Source organism: Paenibacillus apiarius (genome assembly GCF_017052585.1).
Lineage (GTDB): Bacteria > Bacillota > Bacilli > Paenibacillales > Paenibacillaceae > Paenibacillus_B > Paenibacillus_B apiarius.
In genome coordinates this window covers 5274186-5300039 of record NZ_JAFFHZ010000001.1, presented here as the reverse complement: position 1 = coordinate 5300039, position 25854 = coordinate 5274186, and the positions used below count along the sequence as shown (strand labels likewise).

23 protein-coding genes are annotated in these 25854 nt (G+C 47.7%); 8 read left to right on the top strand and 15 right to left on the bottom strand.

Features of this window, described 5'->3' with window-relative positions:
* Positions 1–42: 42 nt before the first annotated feature.
* The 3 genes from JSQ80_RS23450 to JSQ80_RS23440 are packed head-to-tail and all read left to right on the top strand — an operon-like array spanning position 43 to position 4901.
* Positions 43–1485 carry an ABC transporter permease gene (locus JSQ80_RS23450; protein WP_206096900.1) on the top strand — a complete coding sequence of 481 codons (1443 nt, stop codon included), beginning with the start codon at positions 43–45 and terminating at the stop codon, positions 1483–1485.
* A gap of 14 nt (positions 1486–1499) precedes the next feature.
* On the top strand, positions 1500–3008 hold the full coding sequence (locus JSQ80_RS23445) for an ABC transporter permease (protein WP_206096899.1): 1509 nt from the start codon (positions 1500–1502) through the stop codon (positions 3006–3008).
* A 60-nt stretch (positions 3009–3068) separates the two neighbouring features.
* Positions 3069–4901 carry an ABC transporter substrate-binding protein gene (locus JSQ80_RS23440; RefSeq protein WP_206096898.1) on the top strand — a complete coding sequence of 611 codons (1833 nt, stop codon included), beginning with the start codon at positions 3069–3071 and terminating at the stop codon, positions 4899–4901.
* On the opposite strand, the gene JSQ80_RS23435 is transcribed toward JSQ80_RS23440, so the two are convergent.
* Positions 4880–5059: a hypothetical protein gene (locus tag JSQ80_RS23435; protein WP_206096897.1), complete on the bottom strand. Its 180-nt coding sequence runs from the start codon at positions 5057–5059 to the stop codon at positions 4880–4882. The two genes, JSQ80_RS23440 and JSQ80_RS23435, sit on opposite strands and share 22 nt — an antisense overlap.
* Before the next feature lie 79 nt (positions 5060–5138).
* Positions 5139–6107, bottom strand: coding sequence for a glycosyltransferase family 2 protein (locus tag JSQ80_RS29250; RefSeq protein ID WP_240463784.1), 969 nt, complete (start codon positions 6105–6107; stop codon positions 5139–5141).
* An 836-nt stretch (positions 6108–6943) separates the two neighbouring features.
* Here JSQ80_RS29250 and JSQ80_RS23420 point away from each other — a divergent pair.
* Positions 6944–7855 carry a transposase gene (locus JSQ80_RS23420; protein WP_206096896.1) on the top strand — a complete coding sequence of 304 codons (912 nt, stop codon included), beginning with the start codon at positions 6944–6946 and terminating at the stop codon, positions 7853–7855.
* A gap of 520 nt (positions 7856–8375) precedes the next feature.
* On the opposite strand, the gene JSQ80_RS23415 is transcribed toward JSQ80_RS23420, so the two are convergent.
* The 5 genes from JSQ80_RS23415 to JSQ80_RS23395 form a co-directional block, all read right to left on the bottom strand.
* The gene (locus JSQ80_RS23415) at positions 8376–9665 is read right to left on the bottom strand and encodes an alpha-L-fucosidase (protein WP_206096895.1); all 1290 of its coding nucleotides are present in this window, start codon (positions 9663–9665) and stop codon (positions 8376–8378) included.
* A 209-nt stretch (positions 9666–9874) separates the two neighbouring features.
* A complete protein-coding gene (locus JSQ80_RS23410) occupies positions 9875–10429 on the bottom strand; it encodes a TroA family protein (protein ID WP_206096894.1) in 555 nt (184 codons plus the stop codon).
* 245 nt (positions 10430–10674) lie between these two features.
* Positions 10675–11136 carry a flavodoxin gene (locus JSQ80_RS23405; RefSeq protein ID WP_206096893.1) on the bottom strand — a complete coding sequence of 154 codons (462 nt, stop codon included), beginning with the start codon at positions 11134–11136 and terminating at the stop codon, positions 10675–10677.
* A 129-nt stretch (positions 11137–11265) separates the two neighbouring features.
* Positions 11266–11946, bottom strand: coding sequence for a cobyrinic acid a,c-diamide synthase (locus JSQ80_RS23400; protein WP_206096892.1), 681 nt, complete (start codon positions 11944–11946; stop codon positions 11266–11268).
* 188 nt (positions 11947–12134) lie between these two features.
* On the bottom strand, positions 12135–12569 hold the full coding sequence (locus JSQ80_RS23395; protein WP_418888883.1) for a sensor histidine kinase: 435 nt from the start codon (positions 12567–12569) through the stop codon (positions 12135–12137).
* Between the two features lie 226 nt (positions 12570–12795).
* On the opposite strand from JSQ80_RS23395, the gene JSQ80_RS23390 reads away from it, so the two are divergent.
* Entirely contained in the window at positions 12796–13812 is a 1017-nt protein-coding gene (locus tag JSQ80_RS23390) for a LacI family DNA-binding transcriptional regulator (RefSeq protein WP_206096891.1), read from the top strand.
* 273 nt (positions 13813–14085) lie between these two features.
* The gene (locus JSQ80_RS23385) at positions 14086–14949 is read left to right on the top strand and encodes a sugar phosphate isomerase/epimerase family protein (RefSeq protein WP_206096890.1); all 864 of its coding nucleotides are present in this window, start codon (positions 14086–14088) and stop codon (positions 14947–14949) included.
* 177 nt (positions 14950–15126) lie between these two features.
* Here JSQ80_RS23385 and JSQ80_RS23380 read toward each other — a convergent pair whose 3' ends face one another.
* The 4 genes from JSQ80_RS23380 to JSQ80_RS23365 all read right to left on the bottom strand — a co-directional run bounded on the left by JSQ80_RS23380 (position 15127) and on the right by JSQ80_RS23365 (position 19848).
* A complete protein-coding gene (locus JSQ80_RS23380; RefSeq protein WP_206096889.1) occupies positions 15127–17016 on the bottom strand; it encodes a YncE family protein in 1890 nt (629 codons plus the stop codon).
* A gap of 415 nt (positions 17017–17431) precedes the next feature.
* Positions 17432–18136 (bottom strand): YqeB family protein, encoded by a 705-nt coding sequence (locus JSQ80_RS23375; RefSeq protein WP_206096888.1) that lies wholly within the window; start codon positions 18134–18136, stop codon positions 17432–17434.
* Positions 18133–18735, bottom strand: a complete 603-nt coding sequence (locus JSQ80_RS23370; RefSeq protein ID WP_206096887.1) for a TetR/AcrR family transcriptional regulator — start codon at positions 18733–18735, stop codon at positions 18133–18135. The genes JSQ80_RS23375 and JSQ80_RS23370 overlap by 4 nt, the downstream gene beginning before the upstream one ends.
* A 243-nt stretch (positions 18736–18978) precedes the next feature.
* A complete protein-coding gene (locus tag JSQ80_RS23365; protein WP_206096886.1) occupies positions 18979–19848 on the bottom strand; it encodes an alpha/beta fold hydrolase in 870 nt (289 codons plus the stop codon).
* A gap of 167 nt (positions 19849–20015) precedes the next feature.
* On the opposite strand from JSQ80_RS23365, the gene JSQ80_RS23360 reads away from it, so the two are divergent.
* Positions 20016–20240, top strand: coding sequence for a hypothetical protein (locus tag JSQ80_RS23360; RefSeq protein WP_206096885.1), 225 nt, complete (start codon positions 20016–20018; stop codon positions 20238–20240).
* A gap of 178 nt (positions 20241–20418) precedes the next feature.
* Here JSQ80_RS23360 and JSQ80_RS23355 read toward each other — a convergent pair whose 3' ends face one another.
* From JSQ80_RS23355 to JSQ80_RS23340, 4 genes are all read right to left on the bottom strand, one after another.
* Positions 20419–21258: a GNAT family N-acetyltransferase gene (locus tag JSQ80_RS23355; RefSeq protein ID WP_206096884.1), complete on the bottom strand. Its 840-nt coding sequence runs from the start codon at positions 21256–21258 to the stop codon at positions 20419–20421.
* Between the two features lie 189 nt (positions 21259–21447).
* Positions 21448–22668, bottom strand: a complete 1221-nt coding sequence (locus JSQ80_RS23350; protein WP_206096883.1) for an MFS transporter — start codon at positions 22666–22668, stop codon at positions 21448–21450.
* Between the two features lie 287 nt (positions 22669–22955).
* A complete protein-coding gene (locus JSQ80_RS23345) occupies positions 22956–23483 on the bottom strand; it encodes a GNAT family N-acetyltransferase (protein WP_206096882.1) in 528 nt (175 codons plus the stop codon).
* 361 nt (positions 23484–23844) lie between these two features.
* Complete coding sequence (locus tag JSQ80_RS23340; protein WP_206096881.1) at positions 23845–25047, bottom strand: GTP-binding protein; 1203 nt, start codon at positions 25045–25047, stop codon at positions 23845–23847.
* 246 nt (positions 25048–25293) lie between these two features.
* Between JSQ80_RS23340 and JSQ80_RS23335 the strand changes: the two genes are divergently transcribed.
* On the top strand, positions 25294–25809 hold the full coding sequence (locus JSQ80_RS23335; protein WP_206096880.1) for a DoxX family membrane protein: 516 nt from the start codon (positions 25294–25296) through the stop codon (positions 25807–25809).
* Positions 25810–25854: the final 45 nt, after the last annotated feature.

Here is a 25854-nt window from a genome sequence, read left to right as displayed (position 1 = left end):
CGGAATAATACAATTTAAAACAAGGAGGCAGCCAGAAGCGTAATGGAGAGGACGGAAACTTCAACCAAACACGGTTTAATGGGCACTATCAGCACTGCCTACAATAAAATGCTATTGAATCCTGCATACAAATATGCGGTTCTTTTGCTGGGCTTGCCTGTCAATCTCGTTGTGTTACTCTTCTATCTCGTTCGACGAACGAAAGATACATACTCGTCGGTGCGCGATGAAACTAAATACGAGCTCATCGTCTCTGGATACAGAGATAGGCTGAGAGCGGAGATCAAGGAGCAGTTGCTGCGCAAGCATGCCTTTTTCGGCCAACAAGTAACGCCGGATGAACTGAAGCGGCAGGTCGACAAAACGACGGCAAATCAATTTCAAATGGTGCTGCTGGATCGAACCAACGAAAAGCTGAAACAGAGCAAGCAACAGAGAGTGACTTATGCCGGCACATTCACCTCTCTCCTTGAGCACCCACTATTTTTCATTGCATCGTTTATTCCGGGGTTGCCCATGTACTTCCTTATCTATTTGTATAGCAATTCTTATCTCAAATACATTTTCGAAAGACTCGTCATGAGCATGTTTGTCATTTTAGGAGTAGCCGTGCTTGTCTTTACGATATTGCATCTCTCTCCCTTTCATCCGGCTGCCAACATATTGGGTGAAACGGCTACTCAGGAACAGATCGATGCATTTAACAAAATGCACGGACTGGATCAGCCCTATTTCGCCCAGTTGTGGAACACCTTGAAGGGAATAGCGACCTTTGATCTTGGAAAATCGTTCTCGGGCAGCGAAGAAGTAACTGCAACAATCGCCAGTAAGTTTCCGATCACATTGACATTGACGATTATCTCGCTCGCGCTCGCCCTCCTCATCGCGTTGCCGATCGGAATCGTGTCAGCCGCAAAGCCGAATTCTTTCTTTGATTACACGTTTATTTTTATCGCACTGCTTGGTTTATCGATACCCAGCTTCTGGCAAGGACTAATTTTCATCTTGAATTTCTCCATCAAGCTGCAATGGTTGCCGGCAACTTTCAATCCGCAGAATGGGCTGTCCATCATTATGCCGGTCGTTGTGCTTGGAACGGGATTAACGGCTGCCGTTGCCAGAATGACCCGCTCCTCCACTTTAGAGGTCATTAACGAAGATTACATTTTGACCGCCAAAGCAAAAGGGCTTAGTCAGCGCCAGGTTCTGCTCAAGCACGCTGTCGGCAATGCCGTCATTCCGATTATTACCGTCATCGGCCTGCAATTCGGCGGGATGCTCGGAGGAGCTGCCGTGACGGAGAAAGTGTTCAATATTAGCGGAATCGGCAGCTATATAGTGGATAAACAGTTTATTCCCGATATCCCCAGCATCATGGGCGGTGTGGTCTATACGGCGATAACGATTTCACTTGTCAATGTGATGGTTGACATCTTATACGCCTTCTTTGACCCGCGCATTCGATCGAAGATGAAACAATATTAAAGCAGGTGTGAATCATGACCAAGTTGTTCGTTTCAAAACACGAATCTCAGCACAAGCCGCACTCGTTCCAGGAATACAGTCAAGCCAGCTTCGCTTGGATTGTTTCCGCGGCCTTAACCGTTATCCTGTTCATCAACAGTTACGATTTGGCCGGCAATACGGTGAAGCCATATGTACTGGCCGCCTCCGTCATCTATGCTGTTTTCACATTCATTCAGCTCTGCTTAACCATTAAGATCAAGAATGACATTCTCATTCACGGCGATATCAAAAACTCAACGCGGGCAGCGGGCTTCATTCAACTGCTCAGCCTTTTATCGGGAAATTTATTTATTACCGCTGCTGCTTTTAACCTCATCAAGAAGCAGAAAATTCCTGAATATACGATTGCCGTATATATGCTTCTGACACAGCTGTTCCTAATTGCCGTATCCGGATTGAATCTGTTCAAGCCGTATGTAGTCGATACGTTCCCGCTCGGTATGTTGATTTTGGTGGCGATCGCTCTCTTTCAATTCATTGCTCTGCTGCTCGTTGCGAAATACGCGAAGCGACATGATGTTCGTCCATGGCTGTCTATCATAGCCTTTCCGCTCATCCTGACCGCTTTGACCGGAAATGGATTTGCGCTATTGCTCGGATTGACGCTGCTCGCGAAAATCCGCAATAACGGCAACCCCGCTGCGGTGAAATGGGACGAAGTCTGGGAAAGGCTCACCAAAAATACGACGGCCATGTCAGGTTTGTTCTTTATCGTGTTTCTCTTTTCCATTTCCATCTGCAGCTTCTTTACGTTCGACTACAGCGTTGCCGTTGAGAACGATTACGGCGCGATACTTCAGGCTCCAAGTCTGGCCTATCCATTTGGAACGGATAACTTCGGCAGATGCTTATTTACGAGAATTATTCTCGGCGCCCGCATCTCTCTCATTGTCGGTTTCATCTCGACAGCCATTCCTGTTATGATCGGTGGCATTCTTGGCGCAATCTCCGGATTTTACGGCCGGCGCACGGATAACATCATTATGCGAATGCTCGATATTTTGTACGCTATCCCGGGCATATTGCTGGCTATCGCCATTATCGCCGCTTTCGGAGCGAATACCGTCAATCTTATTTTGGCGCTCAGCATAGGTTCCATCCCCACTTACGCCAGAACGATGCGGGCCAACGTGCTGTTGGTATCTACGTTTGAGTTCGTCGACTCAGCGCGAGCGTTCGGCGCCCGGAACTCATCCATCATATTCAAGCATATCGTGCCCAACTCGCTGGCACCCATGATCGTTAAATCTACGTTAACGATCGGCGGGGCGGTCATTGCCACGAGCAGCTTGAGCTACTTGGGACTGGGGGTGGAGCCGCATATTCCGGAATGGGGAAATATCTTGAAGCTGGGGAGCGCTTATCTCGAATCCCACTCCTATCTTGCCATTTACCCCGGGTTGGCGATTATGGCCCTGGTCCTGTCCTTTAATTTTCTGGGTGACGGTCTGCGGGACGCGCTTGATCCGAAAATGGATTAGAGCAACAGATAGCTCCATTTTTTAAAATCATATCAATCATTCAATCAGGAGGAAATCATCATGAAAAAGAACTCTTTCTTTATTCTATTGTTTGCTGCGCTCCTCGTGTTAAGCGGGTGCAACGTCAATACCAAATCGGACGCGGTAAGCAAAGAACCAACCCAGGACCCCGGCAAGGACAAGTCTGCAGCCGAGACTCCCGTCGACATTGAGCTGCTGGGGATGAGCTCCGGCGAAGACGACATTAACATTGTCAGAGACCAGCTCAACAAAAACGGATTTAAAGTAAAGCTCAACATTCAGCCGGACTATGGCAGCTTCAAGGCTCAGGAAGAGGCAGGCAACTATGACATCGCTCTATCGAGCTGGACGACGGTAACCGGCAATCCCGATTACGCCGTCCGATCATTGTTCAAAACAGGAGGAGACTACAGCATCCTCGCCGATTCAGAAATTGACAAGCTGATTGACCAAGCTGCAACGCAAACGCCCGCACAATATGCAGAGACGTACAAGCAGTTGGAGCAAAGTCTTGTGTTCGACAAAGCCTATATCGCTCCTTTGTATATTTCGATCAAAAGTCAGGCGTTTAATAAAGACATTCTAAATGAATCATCCGTGAGACTGTCCAAGTCTCGGTCCTTCGCATGGGAAGATGTCGATTTTAAAGATACATCCAAACGCGGCACCTCCCCTCTGCTCCTGACTCAGGCGTCTTCCACATTGACGTCGCTTGATCCGATTAAGGGCAACGATGGCTCCATCAATATGATCAATACGAACATGTACGTCCGTTTGATTAATCTGACCGATGACGACCAGATAACGGCGGAAGGTTCGTTGTCACATGGATTTAGCATCGCAGAGGGTAATTCGGAATACTATTTCCTTCTTAGAGACGACATTAACTTTGCTAAAATTTCGAACAAGCTTGCCGAAGATACAGGGGAACGCGTCGGCGCCGATGATGTCGTATTCTCGTTGAACCGCGCCAAAGACAAAAATTCAGTACCCGATCATCGCACGTACAGCCTGCATGAACATATTCAAAACGTTGAAATCGTAACCGACGTTAACGCTCTGGATAAAGTCAAGCAATCAGGCGGCAATGAAACGGTGAAGGCAGCGTTGGAAAAAGAATTGGATGCCAGAATTGCGGCATTGGTTGCCGACAAAAAGGAGGCAAACAACAAGGAAGGCAAATATCAAGTCATCAAATTAACAACGACGGAACCATTCCCTCAGGTTCTTAATTACTTGGCTCACCAATCGGCAGGCATCGTGTCCAAGAAGCAGGTGGAAAGCATCAATACGTACGATGTTGCTTCATTCGATGTCAGCAAAGATATTCCATACGGCGATCCGAATGCAGTCATCGAAGGAAGCAAATTCAATAACACCCTGTATGCAAGCGGCCCGTATATTCTTGCGTACAAAAACGACTATGAAGCCATCTTTTACAAAAATCCAGGTTACTTGAAGGGCACGAAACATGAGCCGAAAATATCGCAGGTTACGCTCCGTTTCATCAAGGATGCGGACAGTGCGCTCGCCGCGCTGCGGAGCGGTGAAGTTTACGTCAACTACGGCGTTCCGGAGACCAAGTTCGATATCGTCAAGAGCGACAGCAAGCTGAGTCTGCAGAACATCCAAAGCAACGCCGTCTCTTATCTGTTGTTCAATACGAAGAATCGAGCCGTCGCAACAAGCGAGGATTTGCGCAAGGCAGTACTCTACTCCATCAATCAGGACGAAATTTTGAAGTTTTACAATAACAATAAATTCAAAGCCGCATCTACGGTCAGCCCGATGGTCAAAACGGGAAACGAACTGACGGCGGATCCGGCCAAGGTAACACAATTTTTGAACAACTATAGAGCCGGCGCCAAATAAAAACGTTTCTTGCTGCTGCTTCGCTCCTCATCCGTCCCAAGCTCTCGCGAACCGAGAAGCTTGGGACTCTTTTTTAGCTGCAGTCGCGCCTCCCTAGTGCCGTAACCTGCCGTAACGAGGCTTGAGCTGCAATCACGGGCGCGCCACCGCTCGTTCATCAAAACGGGTTCCCCATAATGATGTAATTCAGGAACACCCACAGCAAGCCAGAATAGACAATCGGCGACCAGACAAGAGTTAATGCGCTTTCCGCTTGCTGATATTTATCCTTCGCCGGGGTTGGCTTTTTCCAACCTGCCGATCCTTCATCCAATAAGTCAAATGAATGACCGCATGCATCGTGAAAAAAATAAAGGGAGCATCACTCAGTCCATTCATGCCAAACAAAAACATAAAAGGATTCAAAGCAAACAATAAACTGATGCTTACGCTTATCCAGCGTGAATCCCGTGATAGTCGCCCGATCGCTCCCAAATGCGGATCGCCGCTATACAGCACGTAGAATGCGTTAGTCACTCTGCTTATGGCGTCGGAATGCATATCACCAATCTTATGGCTGACATAGTAGCCGATGAAGAATTCAGCCAACCATACAATAGCGAATATCGCCAATATACGCCAGCCACATTGCTGAGAACGAACAAGAAATTCCCGATTAAAAATTGAATCGCCGCCATGTAGTAGATGAATCCTGGAAAAAACTTCGGCACGAACTCCATTTCCCACCCATACCAGAGAATGAGCAGCGTCCAGAAGATCGGATTGATGAGCGGAAGAATCGGAGTAGACGGCACCAAAGCTTGAAAGCCAAAAAATCCTTTGGGACCGATTTCCTTCCATAATTGGATCGGGTTCCAACATATGGACGAGCCACGTCTGCATGTATCCCTTAATCCAACGTGAACGTTGTCTAACCCAGTTGCCTACGCGGCTATTGGCTTCCTCCCAGGTTCGCGAATCGACAACAGCGGTCATGTATCCCTCTTTGTACAGGCGGATGCCGAGGTCGGCATCTTCCGTCACGTTATAGGGATCCCACGCGTTCAGTTCCTTTAATACCGCTGTTTTGAAATGATTCGAGGTTCCGCCTAACGGAATCGGATAATTAAGCCGCATAATGCCCGGCAGCAGAAGTTCAAACCACATGCTGTATTCATGAGTGAACCACCGCGTCAGCAAGTTTTGATCGCTATTAAAATAGTTCAATTTCGCTTGAATGCATGCAACATGCTCAGGGCTCTGCCGGAAGGAGAGAATGACTTTCTTCAATCTTTGTCGATAGAACGATTTATATCGAATTGGGTCTTAACGACTAAGACGATCTTAGCGCCTATTCCTGAACAGTTTCTGAACAAGGGAAATTTGAATCATGAATCATTCAATGCGCTGGAAATCTCCGTGGGGGGATGATATATCGGGACTGTTGATGGGGCATGTGGCGTTCGGTGGCGTTTGGAAGCACTCATCGTTCCTGCCGTCACTGTGGAGCAGCAATCAATGTAGAACTGTGTTGATTTAGTGGTTGTGTTGCGGGCGATGGAAGCTCCATTGGAATTCATGCAGCAGAACATGTGGATGGAGCGGAGTAACAGCATGCAAGCTGTTTTTTGTCCGATGGATTCGGCTGTGTGGTGGCATTTGATGCGGATGTAAATACGAGATTTGAACAAGCAAACCTATGAAAAAATGCGAGCTGCGCCCATTAGCTAAACTCCTTTAACTCAATGTTTGTCCTTACCTTGAGGTTCACCTATGAAAATTGTGCTACCATCGGAAGCAATAAGAAACTATCAATGATTTTTTGGCCTGCAAGAGATTATACTTCAATTACTCCTTTGCTTCACTCTCCCCGCCATTCAGGACAGCATTCCACCCCCTTCCATCCCCTTGCACCAGAACAGCCTACTATCCTCCTAATGAGAATAAATTTTTAGAGTATTAGAAACCAAGCTTGAAACACAAACATTTGTTCTATATAATGAATATAAGAACATTCGTTCCATAATCAGGTCGATATCCCCCATCGCGAGGAGGATGTATTTATGGAAGCATTGCAATCTATTGATACATTGGAAGAGTTGCAGCGTCAGTTTCATTCCGAATCTTCTTGCGTCTCTTTTCTATATAAGCTGAAGTGGCCCAATGACTTTGTCTGCTCTCGCTGCCAGCATGCCCATGCCTACGTTATTCGAACACGCAGGCTTCCGCTGTACGAGTGCCGCGCTTGCCGGCATCAGACATCGCTCATCGCCGGGACGGTCATGGAAGGCAGCCGCACGTCTTTGCAGAAGTGGCTCGCAGCATTCTGGCTTGTCTCCTGCTCCAATACCCGTATCAACGCCGTCCGGCTTAGCTCGATTATTCAGGTGACGTACAAAACTGCATGGTTGATGCTGCGCAAGATCCGGGCTTCAATCAGCCGCGCCGACACCGAGCGGCCGCTGACAGGGACGGTTCATGGGTTCGTGGCCTTCTATGGCAGCCATCCATCGAGACAACTCAACCCGCGGGAATACCCGCTTATCGTCGCCGAATCAGTTGCAGCAGACGGACAATCGGGTGAACTTAAGATGAAGCTTGTCGAGCCAACTCAACTCTCCGACAGGCTGCTGCTTCGTTCCGATTGTGATCAATTCACCGAAGCGCATGTTGCCAATACTGCTGCCGAGTCATCCATCACCCGACATAATTGCCGAGTTCGCCGGAATAGCCGCTTATATCAGTCCTTCAAAAGAGCATGGAAATGGATGAATGATACCTTTCACGGGATAGGCGCTAAATATCTTCAGGCATACCTGGATGAATTTTGTTTTCGATACAATAGCTCTCTCCGTCATACGTCCGCTTGGGAGCAATTATTGTGCTTATGCGTAGCGGTGCTTTCCCCTGCAACAGCGGCTTCTTTCGACCGCGATGACATCCCCTTAGTTTTAAGCGCCATGACCACGGCATGACTAAATTGATTGCTGCATTTTGCACGAACTATTGTTTCGAAGGCGTATTCACACTGTATTAATCTGCTCTATTTCAGCATTTTTTCTTTGTTCTAGCTGAGTTTGTCCCAATCCTCTATTAGTTTTTTAGGTTTGTTACTGTTTCAACTTTGAATTTCACTTCTGGTCGTTGCTTTTCGATAGTTTCGACTGTACTTGTTTTAGGCTATGTAGTTTTTTGGCTATGTAGTTTTTTGGCTATGTAGTTTTTTGGCTATGTGGTTTTTAGGCTATGTGGTTTTTAGGCTATGTGGTTTTTAGGCTATGTGGTTTTTAGGCTATGTGGTTTCTGAACTAAGGGGATAGTGGAGCTAAGCACAAAAACAAAGAGTGTATCCTCTCCCCGACATGTGACAGTTCGTGATATCCCTTTTCTCTTGCTAAGCTAACACCTTGAACACTTCGTTTGTTTGAAACAGAGCGAGACTTCATGATACCGCTTACCATGAAGTCTCACCTTATACTTTTCAGTTGTCCTTGCTTAGTTATGTGTTACTACTGCTCCGGAACCGCCGTACATATCAAGCTCGCCTTCAAGTTCAAGCTTAAGCACGGTTACATGCTCATGCGCATCTTCCGGAGTCATGTATATCCACGTCGTTCCCGGGATGTTGAACCAAGGCACGCCGCCATGAATTTCATGGTCCAGTTCTTTGCCCGAGTGAAGCACTGTAATTTTATTGATTTTGTTCGACAATCCTTTCAAGCAGATACATTCTTTAGGATCGTCATATACAAAGAGATATAGTGATTTCTTATCTTTAGATACCGTACTGCCGCCTAAGTAATAGCGTGTATGAATCCCCTCGGTCGTGTTATATACGGCTTCTTCATGAGTGCTGATCCATTTGCCAAGCCCCAATAAAATATCTTCCTGTCTCTTATCAACCGTGCCATCCTCCATAGGCCCGATATCCAGCAGCATGTTGCCGCCCATCGTGATGCAGTCACAGAACATTCGAATGATTTGCTTCAACGTTTTATATTCGTTATCTGCCGGTTGGTATCCCCAGGAGCTATTGATAGTCGTGCAGAATTCCCATGGGCCTTCTGGCCGCGTTATCGGTATCCCTTGCTCCGGAGTTTTATAGTCTCCATGACCTTGAAGTCGTGAGTTGATAATAATATCAGGGTTGAACGATTGCAGATAGTGCTTGAATTCCGGCAAATTCCACTGTTCGGCGCTTCTTTCCCAGTCTCCGTCAAACCATAGCAGATCTACTTTTCCATAGTTGGTTAGCAGTTCTTTTAATTGATTGTTGTTGAACTCAAGGAACCGTTTCCATTTCTCCTCGTCTTGAACGCCATCTACTGGACTGGAGAATTTATTGACCTTGCTCAGATCCTCCGGCACCTTGCCGCCCTCATATACACTTGGATAGTCTGGGTGCGACCAATCGATTAAAGAGTAATACATCCCCAGCTTAATCCCTTTTTTGGTTATCGCCTCGGCATATTCTTTAATCAGGTCTCGTTTGGCAGGTGTTTTTTGCACGACATTCAAGTCGGAATATTGGGTATCCCATAGAGCTACGCCATCATGGTGTTTTGTAGTCAGCACAGCGTATTTTGCCCCTGATTTTTCAATCAAGTCCGCCCATTTAGCTGCATCGAAGTTCTTGGCTGTGAAGCCGTCTAGCTGCTTCATATAATCTTCGTGAGATATTCTTCCGTTATAGAAAGACCAAGATTCTGCTATCCCATTGACCGCATAAATACCGTAATGAATGAAAATGCCTAGCTTAGCTTCTTCAAACCACTTTTGCACCATGTTGTGTGTCCTCCTTAAGTATGTTCTAGCTTTACTTTCTTATGTCCACGGAATAATGTCAATAGAAAAAACCGTTTTCATATGAACATGATCTTCCCATTGCCCGTTTATCTTCAAATATTTGCTGCGCCCTCAATTCTTTTGAACGGCAAAAAGAGCCTTCCGTCCTTAGACAAATGACTCCTCTTACATGAATGATGCGGTTCAGCTTACTTCTTGTTTCCTTCCACGAGCATCTGGGCGACTTTTTTCACTTGGGCTTTCACCGCAATCGGATCGTACGGCCAGAAGAAGTCTCCATCCAGATCGTATACGCGGTTATTTTTCACAGCTTTCAGTGATTTCCAAAAGGAACCGCTCCACTCAAATTGCCCGTCCTTGCCCGAATCCAAAAAAATGTAGTCGCCCGCAAACTCTGGCACCATCTCAAACGATATTTCTTTAATATCCTCTTTTGCCTCGATTAGCTTCTGACAGAAGCTCCTTCGCTTTGTCCACCCGTTAGAGAACACGATGTGCAACAGTTCATCCAGCAAGAAATGGCAACGACCGCTTTGTCTAGCTTGTTCCGGATGATGCTGCTTCACCATCTCTTGCAATAATAGCAAGGCCTGATAAGGAAGCTTGTCAGTAATCCAACCATTATCGGGCAGATGGTCCCGATATACGCGATACAACAAACTGTCATCTTGTCGTTCGGCGAGTTGATAACAGTCAAAAACAATCCGATAGATTTGAGGCGAAGCTTGTCCCTTATACTGCAATGTTACGGACTCCCCCGCATGCAAGAACAGCATTTCCCAAATCTATTAGGGTGCAGGACTGTCCTCCGAATGAAACAACAGCCTCGCCTAATGCAGCCAGCAATGTGGGAGCTTCAACCGTAAATCCGTTAGAGGGTTGACCATCCTCCCACAATAACAACTGCAACTCTCTCAATATATGTATTGCAGACTCCACAACAAGTCTCCTCCAATCCTGTTCCGCTATTCATCTGCACATCCGAGAGTTACAGCTGCGAGGCGCCATTGACGACGCTGTTCGCAAAATTCCGCCCAAATTCTCTGCACAATTGTTTGTCAGAGGCGGAGGGCGTCAGCTCTACTTTCAAGCCATCTTGAACGATGTCGCCTCCCAATTCCCGCAGCCTGTCGATAAGAATATCGACCGCTTTGCCAACCTCCGGGTAGCTTGAATCACAAGAGCCGAACACAGCCGCTTTCTTGCCTGACAGATCGAGCTCTTCCATTTCATCGTAAAAATCGAGGAATTCGTTCGGAAGCTCCCCATCCCCCCAAGTGTAGGCACCGAGCAATATTCCATCGTAACCTGCCAAGTCGGCCGCATATGCATCCATAACATCCATTTTAACGAGATCCCCTTCTACTTCACGAGCCCCTTCCGCTACCGCATCGGCCATCTCTTCGGTATTCCCGCTCATGCTGGCAAAAATCAAAATGATCTTTGGCATCATCATTCCACCCTTCGTTTTCCCGCCAATGATCACATGGCATTTTATTTGATATTGATAATCATTATCAAAATATATTCAAACTTTACCTTAGGTCATGCAATTACGCAATCCTCAAATATATCCCATTCAGTGATAGAAATTGCTGCTCAGCGGCCCTTCACTCATAACGCCAAGCATAAGACGCAAAAAGTCAACCGAAGAACGATAATGTTCCGCTTGCGGATGGACGGCGTAGGCTGCGCCATTCAGCAGAGAGCACACTTCAATTTTTTCAGGCAACCTTTGGAAGGCTTCATAAGCGAATACGATGGCAAGATGAATATAGGCTTTGAACACTTGCGGCTCATCAGCGATAACATATTTTCGAATGACGAAGGACGCGTCCGAGCACTCTGCCATTTGCATTGTCATTGACAGGGTTGCTCCCAATTCTGCGGCTTGAACGGTAAGAGTCTCCCCCAACAGCAGCAGTGGCTGGCCGGAGGATTCACCTGTCAAATGTTCACTCAAATTGTAAGATACCGAACGCTTGATTCGAACGTAATGTTGTTCCGATTGGAATCGCTCCCGTTCTTGCGTCCAATGCCTTTCTATATCTTGAATGACGGAAGCCGGTGTTCTTGTCTCAGGGGCACGGGCATAATACGCATGCACGATCTTATCGACAGATGCTTGAGCAGCATATATCCAGCTCGATTCGTGAGAATTCCGGCACTTGCGAAAATAACAACGTCGGCAACGGACAAACCGTTCTAATTCATCGTCACTTAACCGCTCCTTAGATACCGGTTTTCTCGGCAATGACATGGGCTTCCTCCTTAGCTGTTCGATTTATATGATAATGATTATCATTATTATCTATAGTTCTATTTTATTACAATCCACGTCTGGCTTTCAACCCGCAAACTCAAGCCGGGCTCACACAGCAAAAAACACAGGCGGACTGCTGCCTGTGTCTTAATCCCTCTGGAACTATCCAAACCAGCCTCACAATATCAGCTGCTTTTCATATCAATTTGCGCTCCAGCCTCATCCCGCCCTTCATCGCTCCTGTTTTTTAACTCATTGCAAAAAAACGGGTCTGCAATTATCAGATCCCATTGCTCGGCATCCAGCATCCCGATGGCTTCTCTCCCGGATACCGCTGTTCCGATATCATACTGTTCCGTAGACAAAATGTTGCATAACACCCGACTTTGCGTGTCCTCATCCATCCCAATTCCTGTATCCGATACATGAATGACCGTTTGGCCGCCCTTGGTTTCGGCTGAAATGGAAATGGTCCCCTCTTCTGTATATTTAACTGCGTTGTGCAGCAGGTTGAACAGAATTTGAACAAACCTTTTCTCATCGGCTCTAACATGGGGGAACGATTCCGGTATATCCATGCTGAACCGAATCGGCTTGCCTTCCGTCATAAATCCGAGCATGTCCCCCCCCCCCGAAGCGACCCATTATAGCGGGGACTATAATTATAAGTTAATTTGATAGGAATGCGTCTGTTCGATCGAATCCGCAAAAAGTTATACTTAACAAAACAGGGCGTCATGCAAATCAGCGCTTAGTAGGCATCAAACAAGGGGTTATCCATGGATATGGGATTTCTGCGGTTTCGGAGTTTGCGGTCAAACAGGAAATAGTAAAGGAATGAAATAGATGCAACGGAAATCTATGACAATTCAGGAAGTGGCGCAGTTGGCGGGTGTATCTGTAGCGACCGTGTCCAGGGTATTGAATGAGAGTTCTCTGGTCAAAGAAGAGACTCGCGACAAAGTGTTAAGCGTTATACACAAATTCAATTACCAGCCGAACCTGTTGGGACGGGATTTACGGAGATCGGAGACGATGAAGGTGCTCGTATTGACTCCGGGCTTGGAACAATCCATTTTTGCCGATATTGTGAAAGGCATCGAAGATCGCGGAAAAGAGGATGGCTATTATGTATTGGTCTGTCCAACTTCCAATCATGCCAACCGGGAAAGGGAATTGTTCCAAATGCTGCAACACAGGCTTGCTGACGGTGTCATCGTCATTCGTTCGACTCTCAGCAAAGAAGAGCTTAGCGGATTGGGACAAAAGCACAGCATCGTTCAGTGCTTGGAAATCACCGATGCCTCTTATACTTGCGGTGTATCCATAGATGATGAACAGGCGGCCTTTGATGCAGTCAGTCGTCTTATCGAATTAGGACATCGCCGTATCGCCCTAATCGGAGGTCCCACGTTGAATAACTCAACACGCCTTCGAGAGCAGGGATATTGGAGGGCACTGAACCAATCCGACATTCCTTTTCGGCAGGAATGGGTGAAGTATGGGGATTATGACCATCATGATGGCGAAGTGCTTACGAACGAGTTATTAGAGTTGCAACATGTGCCATCTTCCATATTCTGCATGAGCGACAGCATGGCTATAGGATGTGTCAATGCGATTAGCAAAGCGGGATACAAGGTACCGGAGGATGTTGCAGTAATCGGGTTTGACAATACCCGCGAAGCAACGATGTCCTTGCCTGCACTGACAACCATACACCAGCCCAAATATGATCTGGGCTACACGGCGATGAATTTGCTCATTCATAACATGACGTCAACCGAGAAAAAATATGAACATGTGACGTTAACGCATCAGCTGATTGAACGGGCGTCTACCGTGGAGAAGGAAAAGGAATAGTTCGGAATAGCATTGAGAAAAGTGTACACCGGAACCGGTTCTGTTGCGAGCTTTGTCCGATTGCTTCCGGTTCTTTTTTGTTCCTGTTCTGCCGGTAGTATTGACGTGTGAATAACGGTGGTATAAGATAAACCCAACACAAATGTAATCCGTTACATCAATGTGATTCCTATTGTTTTGAATTAATAAATTCACAAAATGTAATCTATTACATTACATGAACATGCGAATGCCTAATTACATTTGTGACTCGACTATATGGGAGGACTGGTTATGAGCTTAGAGTTCGGATTACAGCTTTATTCTGTGCGGGATGAATTGACGAAGGATTTTACAGGAACATTGGAGAAAGTCGCTGCGATCGGGTATGAAAATGTGGAATTGTTTTTCCACGATGCCGACCATATCGGGGGTACTGTTGGCGGATTGAACCCAACTGAATTGAAGGAGGAGTTCGACCGCGTTGGATTGAAGGCAGTCTCCGCACATATCGATTTGGGTTTTCTGGTTCCGGAGAAAGCAGAACAAATCATTGCCTACGCCAAAGCAGCCGGATTTAATTCAGTTGCTATTGCAATCGCTTTCTTCAGCAACAAGCAAGAGGTTCTTGAGATGTCCGCACAATTAAACTTGGCCGGCGAGCTGTTCAAAAATAACGGCCTCCAACTCTACTACCATAACCACTTTGAAGAGTTCCAAAAGTTTGACAACCAATATGTCATGGATATTATTTTGGAAAATACGGATGAGCAGTTCGTTAAAGTTGAGTTCGATACGTATTGGGCAATGAGAGGCGGAGTCGAACCGCTTGAATATTTGCAGCAACTGGGAGACCGCTGCGATCTCCTTCATCAGAAAGACCTGCCTGCTCATGTCAAACCCGTGAATTTATTTGAAGTCATCGGCGAAGATGCCCATATTGATATGGAATTGATGGTCAAGCTGCACAGAATAGATTATTTCACGGAAGTGGGGCAAGGCATCATGGACATTCCCGCAATCGTACAAGCCTTTAGCAGCAAGCCAGAAGCCAGATACCTGTTCATTGAGCAGGATTGGACAAGAAAGAACCAGCTGGAAAGTGTCGAAATCAGCTATAAATATATTTCTAACCTATTCCAATCTTTGGGCCTGTAGAGACCGGGAGGATGAACATGAGGATTCGCTCGGACAGAGAGAGCGGTAAGCAGCATGTTCCCGATCTCCTGCCCCACTGGAAGCCGGGACGCGAAAGCCCTTAACCTTCCGGCGCGAAGGTCAAGGGCTTTCATGATAAATAAGTTGGAACCTCTTTAGAAGTTTTGGAACATCCCGTTACCAGGGTTTACAGATGGCAACTCCCAAGTTAAGAAATCCGTATGATTCAGGTAATTTTTCTCCAGTTGTAGTAAAAGCCACTATTTCTCTGAAAGCCAAGGTTACGTAACTCAACATATACAGCATGGTCTCGTCCGAGTTCAGCGCCATCATATCAACGCCGTATACAAATATAGGTGTCAGGTTATGATTGAAGCTGCTCAATAGCGTCAAACGTTTGGATACCGGGTCAAAATTGAAGATTTGCACTTCCTTCGGAGAGGTCAGGACGTACACTTTGCTGCCGTCACGGGACGTCAATATCGTTTGCGGTTTACCGCTCAAGCCAATTCTGCTCGCTTCGCCGATATAATTAGGACTGCTCGTATCCAGCACGACAATTTCCTTCGCTTCCCAGTTCGCGATAAAAGCAAAATTTCCGTCTGGTGAAAAGGCGAGGTTAAGCGGATGGCTGCCTACTTCCACTGCGATCCCGGTATCCGTCACACTTCCCTCGTCGTCGATACGGTAACATCTGACGAGACCTTTATAATAACAGGCTGCAAGGATTAGGCCGCTTCCGTTCGGCGATACGGCCACGGCTTGCGCATCCGTCGGGATAGACTTAACTGTTTGGTCGAATAGTGAATAGGAGACCATTTGACCGTTCTCGTAATAAGGCACACCGACCGCATACCGGCTATCCGGCGTAATATCGAGACTGAGCAGGGGCACTGGGGTCTGAACTGTATGCTTCAGCGAAGGCGGCCTCGTCGTGAGATCAATATCCATCAGCCTGCCGCCGGCTTCAGACGATGGGACGATCGCTCTGGTACAATCTCTTGATATGACAACATTGTTTGCTTCCTGCAAATAAACCTCACGGACGACAGGTGTGAGTGTTTCGTCTAAAAATTGAAGATTGCCAGAGATGGATGTCACCAATAAGGTGTCTATAGGCAGACGATGGTTTGATTGCCCCGTCGCCACTCCGCCGTCGGACTGCACGCCTGGGACGATTCCGAGCGGAATCCCGGTGAGATCGAAAGCGGCAAGCTGGTTCTGGCCGGAGATGATTAGCTTCGTCTCCGTCGCATCCAGCGTCATTCTGTCCACTCCGAAATAACTGACAATATCCAGATTATGCTGGAATCGCCCCGTCAGGCTCAATCTTTGCGCTACCGGATCGAACCCGAAGCTGGCAACCTCCTGCGTGGTCAGAACGTAAACCCGCTGTCCATCTTTGGAGACGACGATCGTCTGCGGATGCCCAATGACCGGCGTTCGGCTCGTTTCTCCGAAATAATTCGGGTTGCTGGTATACAGTACGACGATTTCATCCGCGTAATAATTGGCTACAAAGCAAAATCGGCCATCGGGCGTATAGGCAAGGTTGAATGGCGTGTCGCCTGCCATCACTTCGCTCCCACTATCCGTGATCATGCCTGCGTTGTCGATGTAATAGAGCCGCACACGGCCTGCGTTGTATCGGGCCGTCAAGAGGCGTCCACTTAAGTCGGGAGAGATCGCCACTGCTTGCGCATCCGCTGGGATCCAGCTGCCAGATGCGTCCTCCAGACTATAGGACACTATCTGCGCCGGCCCTCCCCCATCCACGCTGACGGCAAAGCGGTTATCGGCAGTGAGCGCCACATCTTCCAAAGCGACAGGAGAATTGAAAGTATGGACGACAGATGGAGGATTCATACGCAAATTGACTTCAAACAACCTCTGCGTGTTAAAAGAACTGATCACCGCTTTATTAAAATCACTCGTAATAGCTACATCCATCACATCGCCATCGATACTGACTTGCTGGGCAACTGTCAGCGTATCCGTATCAACAAAGCTGACTCTTCTTAGCGCGCGTTCGATGGCGATGACATAATTGCCGGGTAATGCATTCATTGGCTTGTCCTCCGTTTCAAAAGGCTTAATCAAACCCTATCATTTTGCAAAAAGGACGCAGAATAAAGATAGGTTTCAATATGATATGTGGACAGGCTTCAGGTGGCTCCGGCCTTGTAATTAGTTACAATAACCTTTTTTTGCGTCGATGTGCCTGATGAGAAACGGGGGGGGAACTGCAATTGTACAGCTCTTTTTGCGAAAACCCAGATTTTTCGGCCTTTGAACTGCAAATGTGCACTTTAAATCAGAGGTTTTGGCATTATTTACGAGATTCTAAGCGAACAAAATGCACTTTTGCAGTTCAGGAGTATGAATAGCGAATTATTAGTCCGCACAAATGTATAATTGCAGTTGGACCGACTTTGCGTTGTCCTTAAGCGGTGGGATTAGCAGTTGCTTTCCGTTTCGAAGGTCATCCTAAAGTGTGCTTGGGCCGCTTGTGTTCTCGCCAGTACTGCCGTTTCCCCTCATCACGAACCGTGATGCCCAGCTTGGAAAGTTCTGCGCGCAAATCTTTTATATCCTCTTTTTCGCCCTTATGTAACGCTTTATCCCTAGCTTTTAGCAAAGCGTTCATACTTGGAGTAAGGCCGGGAGAATCTGGAACCCAGCGTCTGTATTCATCCTTGAACGGGTCCGCTTGCGACCTGCAATAGCCGTGCTGCTTAAAAGCATCCGAGACGAGTTCATTCTTGGACTCATGCCTCTCGCGGAATAGCTCCTGCCCTGAAGTCCCGAGCAAGACGAGCTGTTTCCCGTCAAGGAAGGCTGCAGACACGTCTTCTTTGACAAACGTTTCTTCTGTGCCGTTTATTTTCAAGAGAACGTTCCTGTCGGACACACTAATAACGAGACTTTCTTTGAATGCGGCATACGTTAAACAAAAACCGGCAATCAAACCTATGCAGGTCGTCACATACACAACCCATAAACTATGGAATGAGGCGATTAGTTCAAGCGGCCCTTTAAAAGGCACCCACGGCAAGGATACCGCCCACTTCGCAATCGCCGGAATAAACCAGCCTATCACGAGCCCAACAAGCGGCGGCACAACCCAACACAGAAATTTGTCCAAGGGAGATAAGCCAAGAACGGTGCGGTTTTGCTGTTCGTTCAACTCCATTTCCCTCCATTCGCTAGAACACTGTTAACGGCCTCTTTCCAGATTGCTTTGTAATCTAGCTTAAATTGCATCATCATATAGTTTGAAATATTATCATTTACTAAGGCGAGCATATGTGCCTTGGCCTCTATATTTTGCGGCGAGATAACGCCCAGCTCAGCCCCTTTTTCCAACAAATCGCGAAACCCGTCCAAAAACTCGTGCTGCATGCTGAAAAGACGCTCTTCGTATTTTTTGGTGCGTCCAGCTGTTAGAATAAATTCATTAAGAACCCGCATGACGACGTAGTGTTCTTCGTCTTCGCCTTCCTCTGGAAGCATTTGCAGCCCCCCTTGATACAATTTTTCACCAAAGTTATCGGCGTCAACTTGATCAATCCGAAAGTAGTGATCGAAACGATAATCGGCAAAAATATATTCAAATATCCGCTGAATCAACTCTTCTTTGGATGAGAAATGATAATAAATGGCTGGTTTTGATATCCCGACCGCTTTGGCTATCATCGCTAAGCTTGTTTTTTCAATACCGTGCTGCGCAAAAAGTCCAAATGCCGCTTCAATCAATTGATTGGATGTAAGTTCCCTTTTCTTCATGCTAATTGTCGCCCCTTATTTTTTAACTACCGTTAAGTAAATTAAAACACGATCTGCAGGCTCTCGTCAATCCGTTTCCTGTTTCAATAACTGCGAATCCACAATTTTAAAGCAACATCGAACGTGAACCGAGGGGCGTACGATCATATTCAAATCGCCTCTGCTTTCAAAGGCATGGCAAAAAATCCGGCAACCCACTTGCCGGACTTTCATGTCGCCTTCCGCAAAAATCGTTTCGTCCCCTTATTCCAGCGGGTAGTGCATGGACTCGGGCGAATCTTCAAGCACCTTGGCAGCTATGTAGGGTTCGATATCAGACTGCTTCTCTTCCGGCTTCACTTCGTTCTCCTGCCTCCGGATCCATTGCTGGATAAGCTCATTCATTTCCAGCGCGTTTTTGGTTGGAATCTGATGCTTGGCGCCCTTAATCCAGAATAGCTGATAGTGCGGTAAATTCCTTTGCAGCTTTCCGGCGTAACGGAAAAACCCAAGATCCTTCTTCCCGTAAATGAGCATGATGGGAGCCTTGATCTTCTTCAATTGACTCGTGCAGTTATAGGTTAAGCTGCAGCGGTAATACTGACGCCAATTGTCGGTTCTTCCGAGCTTTGCCGTCCGCTTTAAATTATCATACGTTTCCCGGCTGTCGGCATTGCCCCGCGTGATGGCCCATGCAAGCAGATTTTTGGCTTTCACATTCGTCAATGCGATGGCCAGCGCGATTCTCCAGCGCAGCCAATAATCGCTAGCCTCGGACATCGTGCTGACGAGTATACCGCCCTGGAACCTATCCGGGTATGATAACAATGCGTGCAGAGCGATCGTTCCTCCTGTAGAGTAGCCGCATACATAAGCTTTATCAATTCCGAGCTTATCCATCAACTGCAGCATGTCCCGCACAATGAGCGGATACGTAATCGGTTCTTTCGAGACATCGCTTAATCCATGGCCGCGAATGTCGAATGTGATCACCTTGAAATGCGCCGATAGCTGAGCGGCTTGATAATTGAAGTTCTCGGATGTCAACAATGGCGGATGAATAAACAATATCGGAACACCCTTGCCGTACACATGATAGTGCAGGTTCACGCCATTAATCATTTTCTTCGGCATCGATGTCAACTCCCTCTTCTGCTTATTGGTAAAGATGCCCTTTATGGTGTGTATTTATGCCAACAGGGACGATTTCACCAAAAACAAATGTCCTCGGGACAAGTGAACATACCATATAGCTGTCAGTCCAATATACTGTAGCAACTAAACGAAAGGAGCTGTACCGTATGTCCTGTAGACCGTATTGCCCGCCAGTCGAGCCTGTTATTGGTCCGACGAATACAATCGTCAATAATATTTTCCATCCGCAACTCGTTCCCGTCATTCACCCGATTGAAGTCGTGAACTGTCATCATTGCGTACCGATACCACGGCACATTTACACTTATACTACGCGTGAAGAAGTGGCGACCATTAGCCGCTTTAACAAAAAAAAGAAACGGCACGCATAAATACGGCACACTCCGTTCCGAATAAAGTCATAACGATCGCGCAGGCCATCCATTGTGACTGATGTCGTGCACCGCTGTTTTCCCTCCTTTGGTTATCGCAAATATGAATGTTTACAACGCAAAGGGCCTATCATTAGGCTCTTTTGTCTGTTATCCGGGCAACCTTGGCTATCACCAATCAACGCAATTGAAAGTGGTGCTCGATGACGTGTTCCAATTGTTCATATCCCATATTCGCATACATTCTCCCGGCACCGGCATGAGTATCATCGGCAAAAATACAGCAAAATTCATAACCAGAGCGGAGCAGCGCTTCACTTAAAGCTGCAACGCAATCGGCAGCGTGCCCCATGTTACGTAAAAGCGGAGGCGTATATACGGAATGGATGGCAATACCGTTCGGGGTTGACCTTACTTGCCCTGCCATAGATACGGGCGTGCCCTCCACTTCCCACGCGTACCAATCTCCATCCGCAATGCTCTGCTTTGCCCTGTAGCCCGCTTCTTCTTGCCGCATGGGTGTGCCTGCCTCGACGGACATCTCATACATCCATTGCGTCAGGAGCTGCTCATCCTTCCCTTCAACCGATCGCAGCATACCGCTTCTCTTCTTGGGCGACAACATGTCGCGCTCTAGACAGTACACGCTAAGCAGCCTGTTCTTCACCGCTTTATAACCAGTCGTGTTGGACCACACGCTTGCGAACAGGTTGGTGAGTCCCGCGGGTCCGACAACCTGGGATACACTCCTTAGTTGCTGGCGGATATTGTGCGCGAGCAGATTAAGGTGTCCGGCGGTGCAATCTTTCCCGTACAGATGCAAGGGTCCCGCAGGTGTCATGAACGCAGCCAATGCAGGCCTATGGTCTGAGAGCAGCGCAAAGTATGCATCGCTGTGCTGTTGGCGCAATTCCATGGCCAATCCGATCATGACATTGTTCAGCGCTTCGTCTTGCATTAACAATGGCAAGGCGGCATCCAAAAAAGGAGCTGCATGCGAGAAGTTCATGATTTTCATACGAATAATCTCCTTGGGTTTAGTATGATGAACGTGTTCATGTTTCATAAACAATACGCTGCTATACTGATTTGAAGACCTGACACTTGCATTCGAGCATTCTATAAAGTTTGTTCAAGTGTAGCTGACTATGGAAACTTTTTCAACAAAAAAAGAGCGCATCTGACGATGCGCTCTCCCGAACCAACCTTATGCTTGAACCGCAGCCGACTCGGATGCTTTGCTTGCGCTGCTGCTTCGGCTCCATACAACTAACAGGAGAGAGCTCATAACCAATATGACAGCCCCCATCACATATGGGATATTGATGTTAACATCGAACAACGTTCCCGCAATCGCTGGACCAATAATGTTGCCCAAGCTCATGTAGGCGTTATTCATACCGGCAACGAAGCCCTGCTCATTCCCTGCCATCTTGGACAATAACGTATTGATCGCCGGCCGGATAATCGAAGTCGCGATGAAAAACAGACCCGACACGGCAAAGATAAGGAAGTATCCCTTTATGAACAACATCATTATCATGCTTGCGCCAGCGGTGACAAACATGACATTCAACAATTTCTTCTCGCCGAATCGGCGCAGCAGCTTGTCGATAAGCGCCGCTTGAATGACTACACCCAGGAGGGCGCCAACTGTAATCATGAGCGAAATATCTTTCGGCGTAAAACCATATTTCTCGTCGACATACAAGCCAAAAACGGATTCGAAGCCCATCAGGCCGAACGTCATCGTAAAAATAAGCACCAACAGCATGAAATAAGGCGCCTTGAAGGATCTGGCAAACTGCTTCACCAGATTTTCACGCTTCGTCTGTGAAAGCTTTGCTCTCATACGCGCTTCTTTTGACACGGTCTCCGGCAAGAACAACAGGGACATTACCGTTGAGACAGCCGCGATTACCGCTGCGACATAGAACGGAATGCGAATCCCGTTCTCGGCAAGAAATCCCCCTATTCCCGGTCCGACAACCACGCCGAGACTCATGGATGCCATCAGCCAGCCGAGCCCTTTGCCCCGTTCGTCCTCCGTCGTAATATCCGCCACGAATGCCATCATGGCTGGCGTCATGAACGCCGCGCCCATGCCCCCGAGACAACGGGATACATACAGCATCCACATATCGGTCGCTAACGCGAAAACAAACTGGGAAATCGTGAACATAGCAATGCCGGAGACAATCATCTTTTTGCGCCCGTACTTATCCGACCATTCCCCCGCAAACGGCGAGAAAATAAACTGCGTCAGCCCAAACGCCGAGATAAGATATCCCATCTCCTGCCCGGATGCCCCGAATTCGGCAATGAACTTCGGCATAATCGGTATGATGAGCCCAATTCCAACCATGACAATGAACATATTCAACATCAATATGAATAATGAGCCAGTCGATTTTTCTTTGCCGGACATTCAAGCTCCTCCCCAAAATCAAATCCAATCTCAATTGCTGCGATGACTCGCTGTCAGTGTCTCACTCCTTCGCCGAAACAAGAACCTATAAGTTCTATCATTAACTTAACGGTCATTTCGTTTATTCTACAGCACGCAGATCCCGTGTGTCAAATGCATTTACTAAAACCTATATCCCTCTAGGAGCCAAAAAACGGCACCCCACATGGAGGTACCGCCACTCTCAAACAGAATCATTCCATTATAAAGTATTTGTAAAGGGTCAACACATCCGGATGAATTCTGATTCAAGTATTGGAATCGGTGCGGACAGCCGGCCAATGCTTCTCGAACACAAAGAACGGTGATTCAAGAACCGGGTACATAATTTCCCCTCGAACTTCGTATCCCAACCTCTTATATAACTCCACCGCTTTCGTATTCTTGCTGTAGCTGTCAAAGCGGAGGCTGCTGTACCCCTGTTCCTGCGCATAGCTGTCTGCGAATGCAAGCATCTTCTTCGCAATCCCTTGCCCTTGATGGCTAGGCTTGACCGCCAAGCGATGGGCAATGAGCGCTCTCCCGCCCTCATCGCGAAACGATATCGCCTCGAACTGCTCCTCTTGATTCTCATCCAAGGTCATCATCCCGACAATTTCCTCGCCGTCCCGGTATGTGAACATTCGTCCCAAGCGAATGTCCTCCATCAAGATGCGAGCATTCGGGTAATCCTCATCCCACTGATCAACTCCTTGTGAATGCATCTGCTCCACGCATTCCCGAACAAGCGCAAGCACATCGTCCAACTCGGACTGGACAGCTCTGTGTATCGTCATATGTATTCAACCTGCTCTTTCATTCATAATATGAATTCTCGGCCCTTGTATGGTCTGGCTGTATCATTCGATAAGTCGCGTGATGCCTCTAACCGATCAAATTGTACCATAATTTCACTCTCTTTCGCAAGAACACTTGTTCTCCTATTGGTTCATGATACGTTCAAGATAACGCCCTAATGATTGTTGCTAATGCCTCTTGCCTCATTCTTCCCTCCCATCAGACAATAGATTCCCTGTCGTTCCCTCCACTTCCCATGTCTCGTTCGTTGTTGAGCAAAACGGCTATATTGCCACAGAAAAAAGATGAGCTCCGCCAGCGCGGGCCCATCCTGCTTTCCTCCCTTACACCTTCATGCCGTTATCCCGCCTCTTCCATAATGAGATTGGGAAGCGGATCATGAAAGGCGGACCAATCTGCCGCCATTTCCTCATCGGTCAAGAGGCACGCATCCAGCGAGCGCACAATGCGATCCTTATCCATATCAACGCCAATCAGCACGACCTCGGTGCAGCGATCCCCGAACTGGTTATCCCACTCTGCCGCCATCTCCGGATGATCCTCCAATACGGCTTGCCTTTCCCGTTCAGGCAGCGCTGCTACCCAATATCCGGCAGGGCCAATCTGGATGGAAGGGCCTGCTTGGCTGAAGGTGGTGGCCATTTCATTGCGCGAAGCCAACCACATCAGCCCTTTCGCGCGGACGATGTCGTCTGGGAAATCCTCCAGCCATGACGTAAGCCGTTCGGGATGGAAGGGCTTCTTGCGGCGGTACACAGTCGAGGCGATGCCATACTCCTCTGTCTCCGGCACGTGATGTCCCGCCTGCAATTCCTGAATCCATCCCGCCGATTGGCTGGCTGTGTCGAAATCGAAGCGCCCTGTATTCAATATATCCTGCGGAGCGACCCGTCCATGAGAGGTGCGGATGAACTTGGCCCGCGGCTGCAGCTTGCGGAGCACGCCTTCCAATTGCAGCAGCTCCTCTTCCTTCACCATGTCGCACTTGTTCAAGATAAGCACATCGCAAAATTCAATCTGGTCGATTAGCAGATCAACGACAGTGCGCGTATCGTCTTCGCCAGCCGCCTCGTTGCGATCAAGCAAGCTGTCGCCCGATGAGAAATCGTGCCAGAAGCGGTAGGCGTCCACCACCGTCACCATGCAATCCAGACGGCATAACGCAGACAAATCGATTCCTTGCTCCTCATCCACATACGAAAAAGTCTGTGCAACCGGTAGCGGTTCCCCAATTCCGGTTGACTCGATTAGAATGTAATCGAACCGCCCTTCTTTAACGAGCTTCTCCACCTCTTTCAACAAATCCTCGCGCAGCGTGCAGCAGATGCATCCGTTCGACATTTCCACCAGCTTCTCTTCGGTCCGGGATAAGCCGCCTCCGTCTTTTATGAGATTCGCGTCAATATTCACTTCTCCCAGATCGTTAACGATGACGGCCACGCGAAGCCCGTCCCGATTGTTCAACACATGATTCAATATCGTCGTCTTTCCGGAGCCCAAATATCCGCTTAATACGGTAACCGGTATACGTTGATCGTGCATGCATTATCCTCCTTCATGCGTTCGTTGTTTATTCGTAATAATTACGATTTAAATATAGCTATACTTTCCCCCTTTTGTCAAGCATCACAGCTTTCATAACGAAACGGAATAAATTGTAGAAATTTCCCCCTCAAAATGTAACCGATAACTATTTGTTAAGCCGCTTCAACTTTTGTACAATATACCAGAACCGGTGCCTAAAGGCAGCGCGCTGTCAAAATTCAAAGCAAAAGGAGTGGTTTACTTATGTTTGTGCACTGGCTACGATCCCATGTCAGCGCCGCCGTGCTGCTATGCATTCTCCGTCTATACGTTGGGTACAAATGGGTGACGGCAGGATGGGGGAAACTTACGAATGGATTCGATGCGAGCGGCTTTCTTGAATCGGCGATCTCCAAGTCGGTCGGCGATCGTCCGATTGTCCCCGGCTGGTGGGCATGGTTTCTCAAGCACGTCGCTTTGCCGACCTCCGGCTTCTTCAGCTACTTGGTCGCCATTGGCGAATTGCTGGTCGGACTTGGCCTTATTCTCGGGCTGATGACCTGGCTCGCTGCCGTCATGGGCATGGTCATGAATTTTTCCTACCTGTTCTCGGGATCGATCAGCTGGAATCCCTTATTCATTCTGATCTGCAGCTTCATTGCCGTAGCCGGCTGGAACGCGGGCAAAATCGGCTTAGACGGATACTTCTTCCTCGGCAGAACCAGGCGAATCCCTACACAGTCACAGTCACAGACGCAAGCGCAGCAGGCTCAAGCTTAATGACGCAAGCCCTTGCCTAAGTGGCAAGGGCTTGCTTTATATCAC

Excerpts from the sequence above, each read along its gene's own strand:
- JSQ80_RS23355 (WP_206096884.1), bottom strand. The coding sequence starts at position 21,258 with ATGAAAATCATGAACTTCTCGCATGCAGCTCCTTTTTTGGATGCCGCC.
- JSQ80_RS23335 (WP_206096880.1), top strand. The coding sequence starts at position 25,294 with ATGTTTGTGCACTGGCTACGATCCCATGTCAGCGCCGCCGTGCTGCTA.
- JSQ80_RS23360 (WP_206096885.1), top strand. The coding sequence starts at position 20,016 with ATGTCCTGTAGACCGTATTGCCCGCCAGTCGAGCCTGTTATTGGTCCG.
- JSQ80_RS23390 (WP_206096891.1), top strand. The coding sequence starts at position 12,796 with ATGCAACGGAAATCTATGACAATTCAGGAAGTGGCGCAGTTGGCGGGT.
- JSQ80_RS23345 (WP_206096882.1), bottom strand. The coding sequence starts at position 23,483 with ATGACGATACACAGAGCTGTCCAGTCCGAGTTGGACGATGTGCTTGCG.
- JSQ80_RS23420 (WP_206096896.1), top strand. The coding sequence starts at position 6,944 with ATGGAAGCATTGCAATCTATTGATACATTGGAAGAGTTGCAGCGTCAG.
- JSQ80_RS23365 (WP_206096886.1), bottom strand. The coding sequence starts at position 19,848 with ATGCCGAAGAAAATGATTAATGGCGTGAACCTGCACTATCATGTGTAC.
- JSQ80_RS23380 (WP_206096889.1), bottom strand. The coding sequence starts at position 17,016 with ATGAATGCATTACCCGGCAATTATGTCATCGCCATCGAACGCGCGCTA.
- JSQ80_RS23385 (WP_206096890.1), top strand. The coding sequence starts at position 14,086 with ATGAGCTTAGAGTTCGGATTACAGCTTTATTCTGTGCGGGATGAATTG.
- JSQ80_RS23395 (WP_418888883.1), bottom strand. The coding sequence starts at position 12,569 with ATGCTCGGATTTATGACGGAAGGCAAGCCGATTCGGTTCAGCATGGAT.
- JSQ80_RS23415 (WP_206096895.1), bottom strand. The coding sequence starts at position 9,665 with ATGGTGCAAAAGTGGTTTGAAGAAGCTAAGCTAGGCATTTTCATTCAT.
- JSQ80_RS23350 (WP_206096883.1), bottom strand. The coding sequence starts at position 22,668 with ATGTCCGGCAAAGAAAAATCGACTGGCTCATTATTCATATTGATGTTG.
- JSQ80_RS23440 (WP_206096898.1), top strand. The coding sequence starts at position 3,069 with ATGAAAAAGAACTCTTTCTTTATTCTATTGTTTGCTGCGCTCCTCGTG.
- JSQ80_RS23435 (WP_206096897.1), bottom strand. The coding sequence starts at position 5,059 with ATGAACGAGCGGTGGCGCGCCCGTGATTGCAGCTCAAGCCTCGTTACG.
- JSQ80_RS23340 (WP_206096881.1), bottom strand. The coding sequence starts at position 25,047 with ATGCACGATCAACGTATACCGGTTACCGTATTAAGCGGATATTTGGGC.
- JSQ80_RS23400 (WP_206096892.1), bottom strand. The coding sequence starts at position 11,946 with ATGTCATTGCCGAGAAAACCGGTATCTAAGGAGCGGTTAAGTGACGAT.
- JSQ80_RS23445 (WP_206096899.1), top strand. The coding sequence starts at position 1,500 with ATGACCAAGTTGTTCGTTTCAAAACACGAATCTCAGCACAAGCCGCAC.
- JSQ80_RS23450 (WP_206096900.1), top strand. The coding sequence starts at position 43 with ATGGAGAGGACGGAAACTTCAACCAAACACGGTTTAATGGGCACTATC.
- JSQ80_RS23405 (WP_206096893.1), bottom strand. The coding sequence starts at position 11,136 with ATGCCAAAGATCATTTTGATTTTTGCCAGCATGAGCGGGAATACCGAA.
- JSQ80_RS23370 (WP_206096887.1), bottom strand. The coding sequence starts at position 18,735 with ATGAAGAAAAGGGAACTTACATCCAATCAATTGATTGAAGCGGCATTT.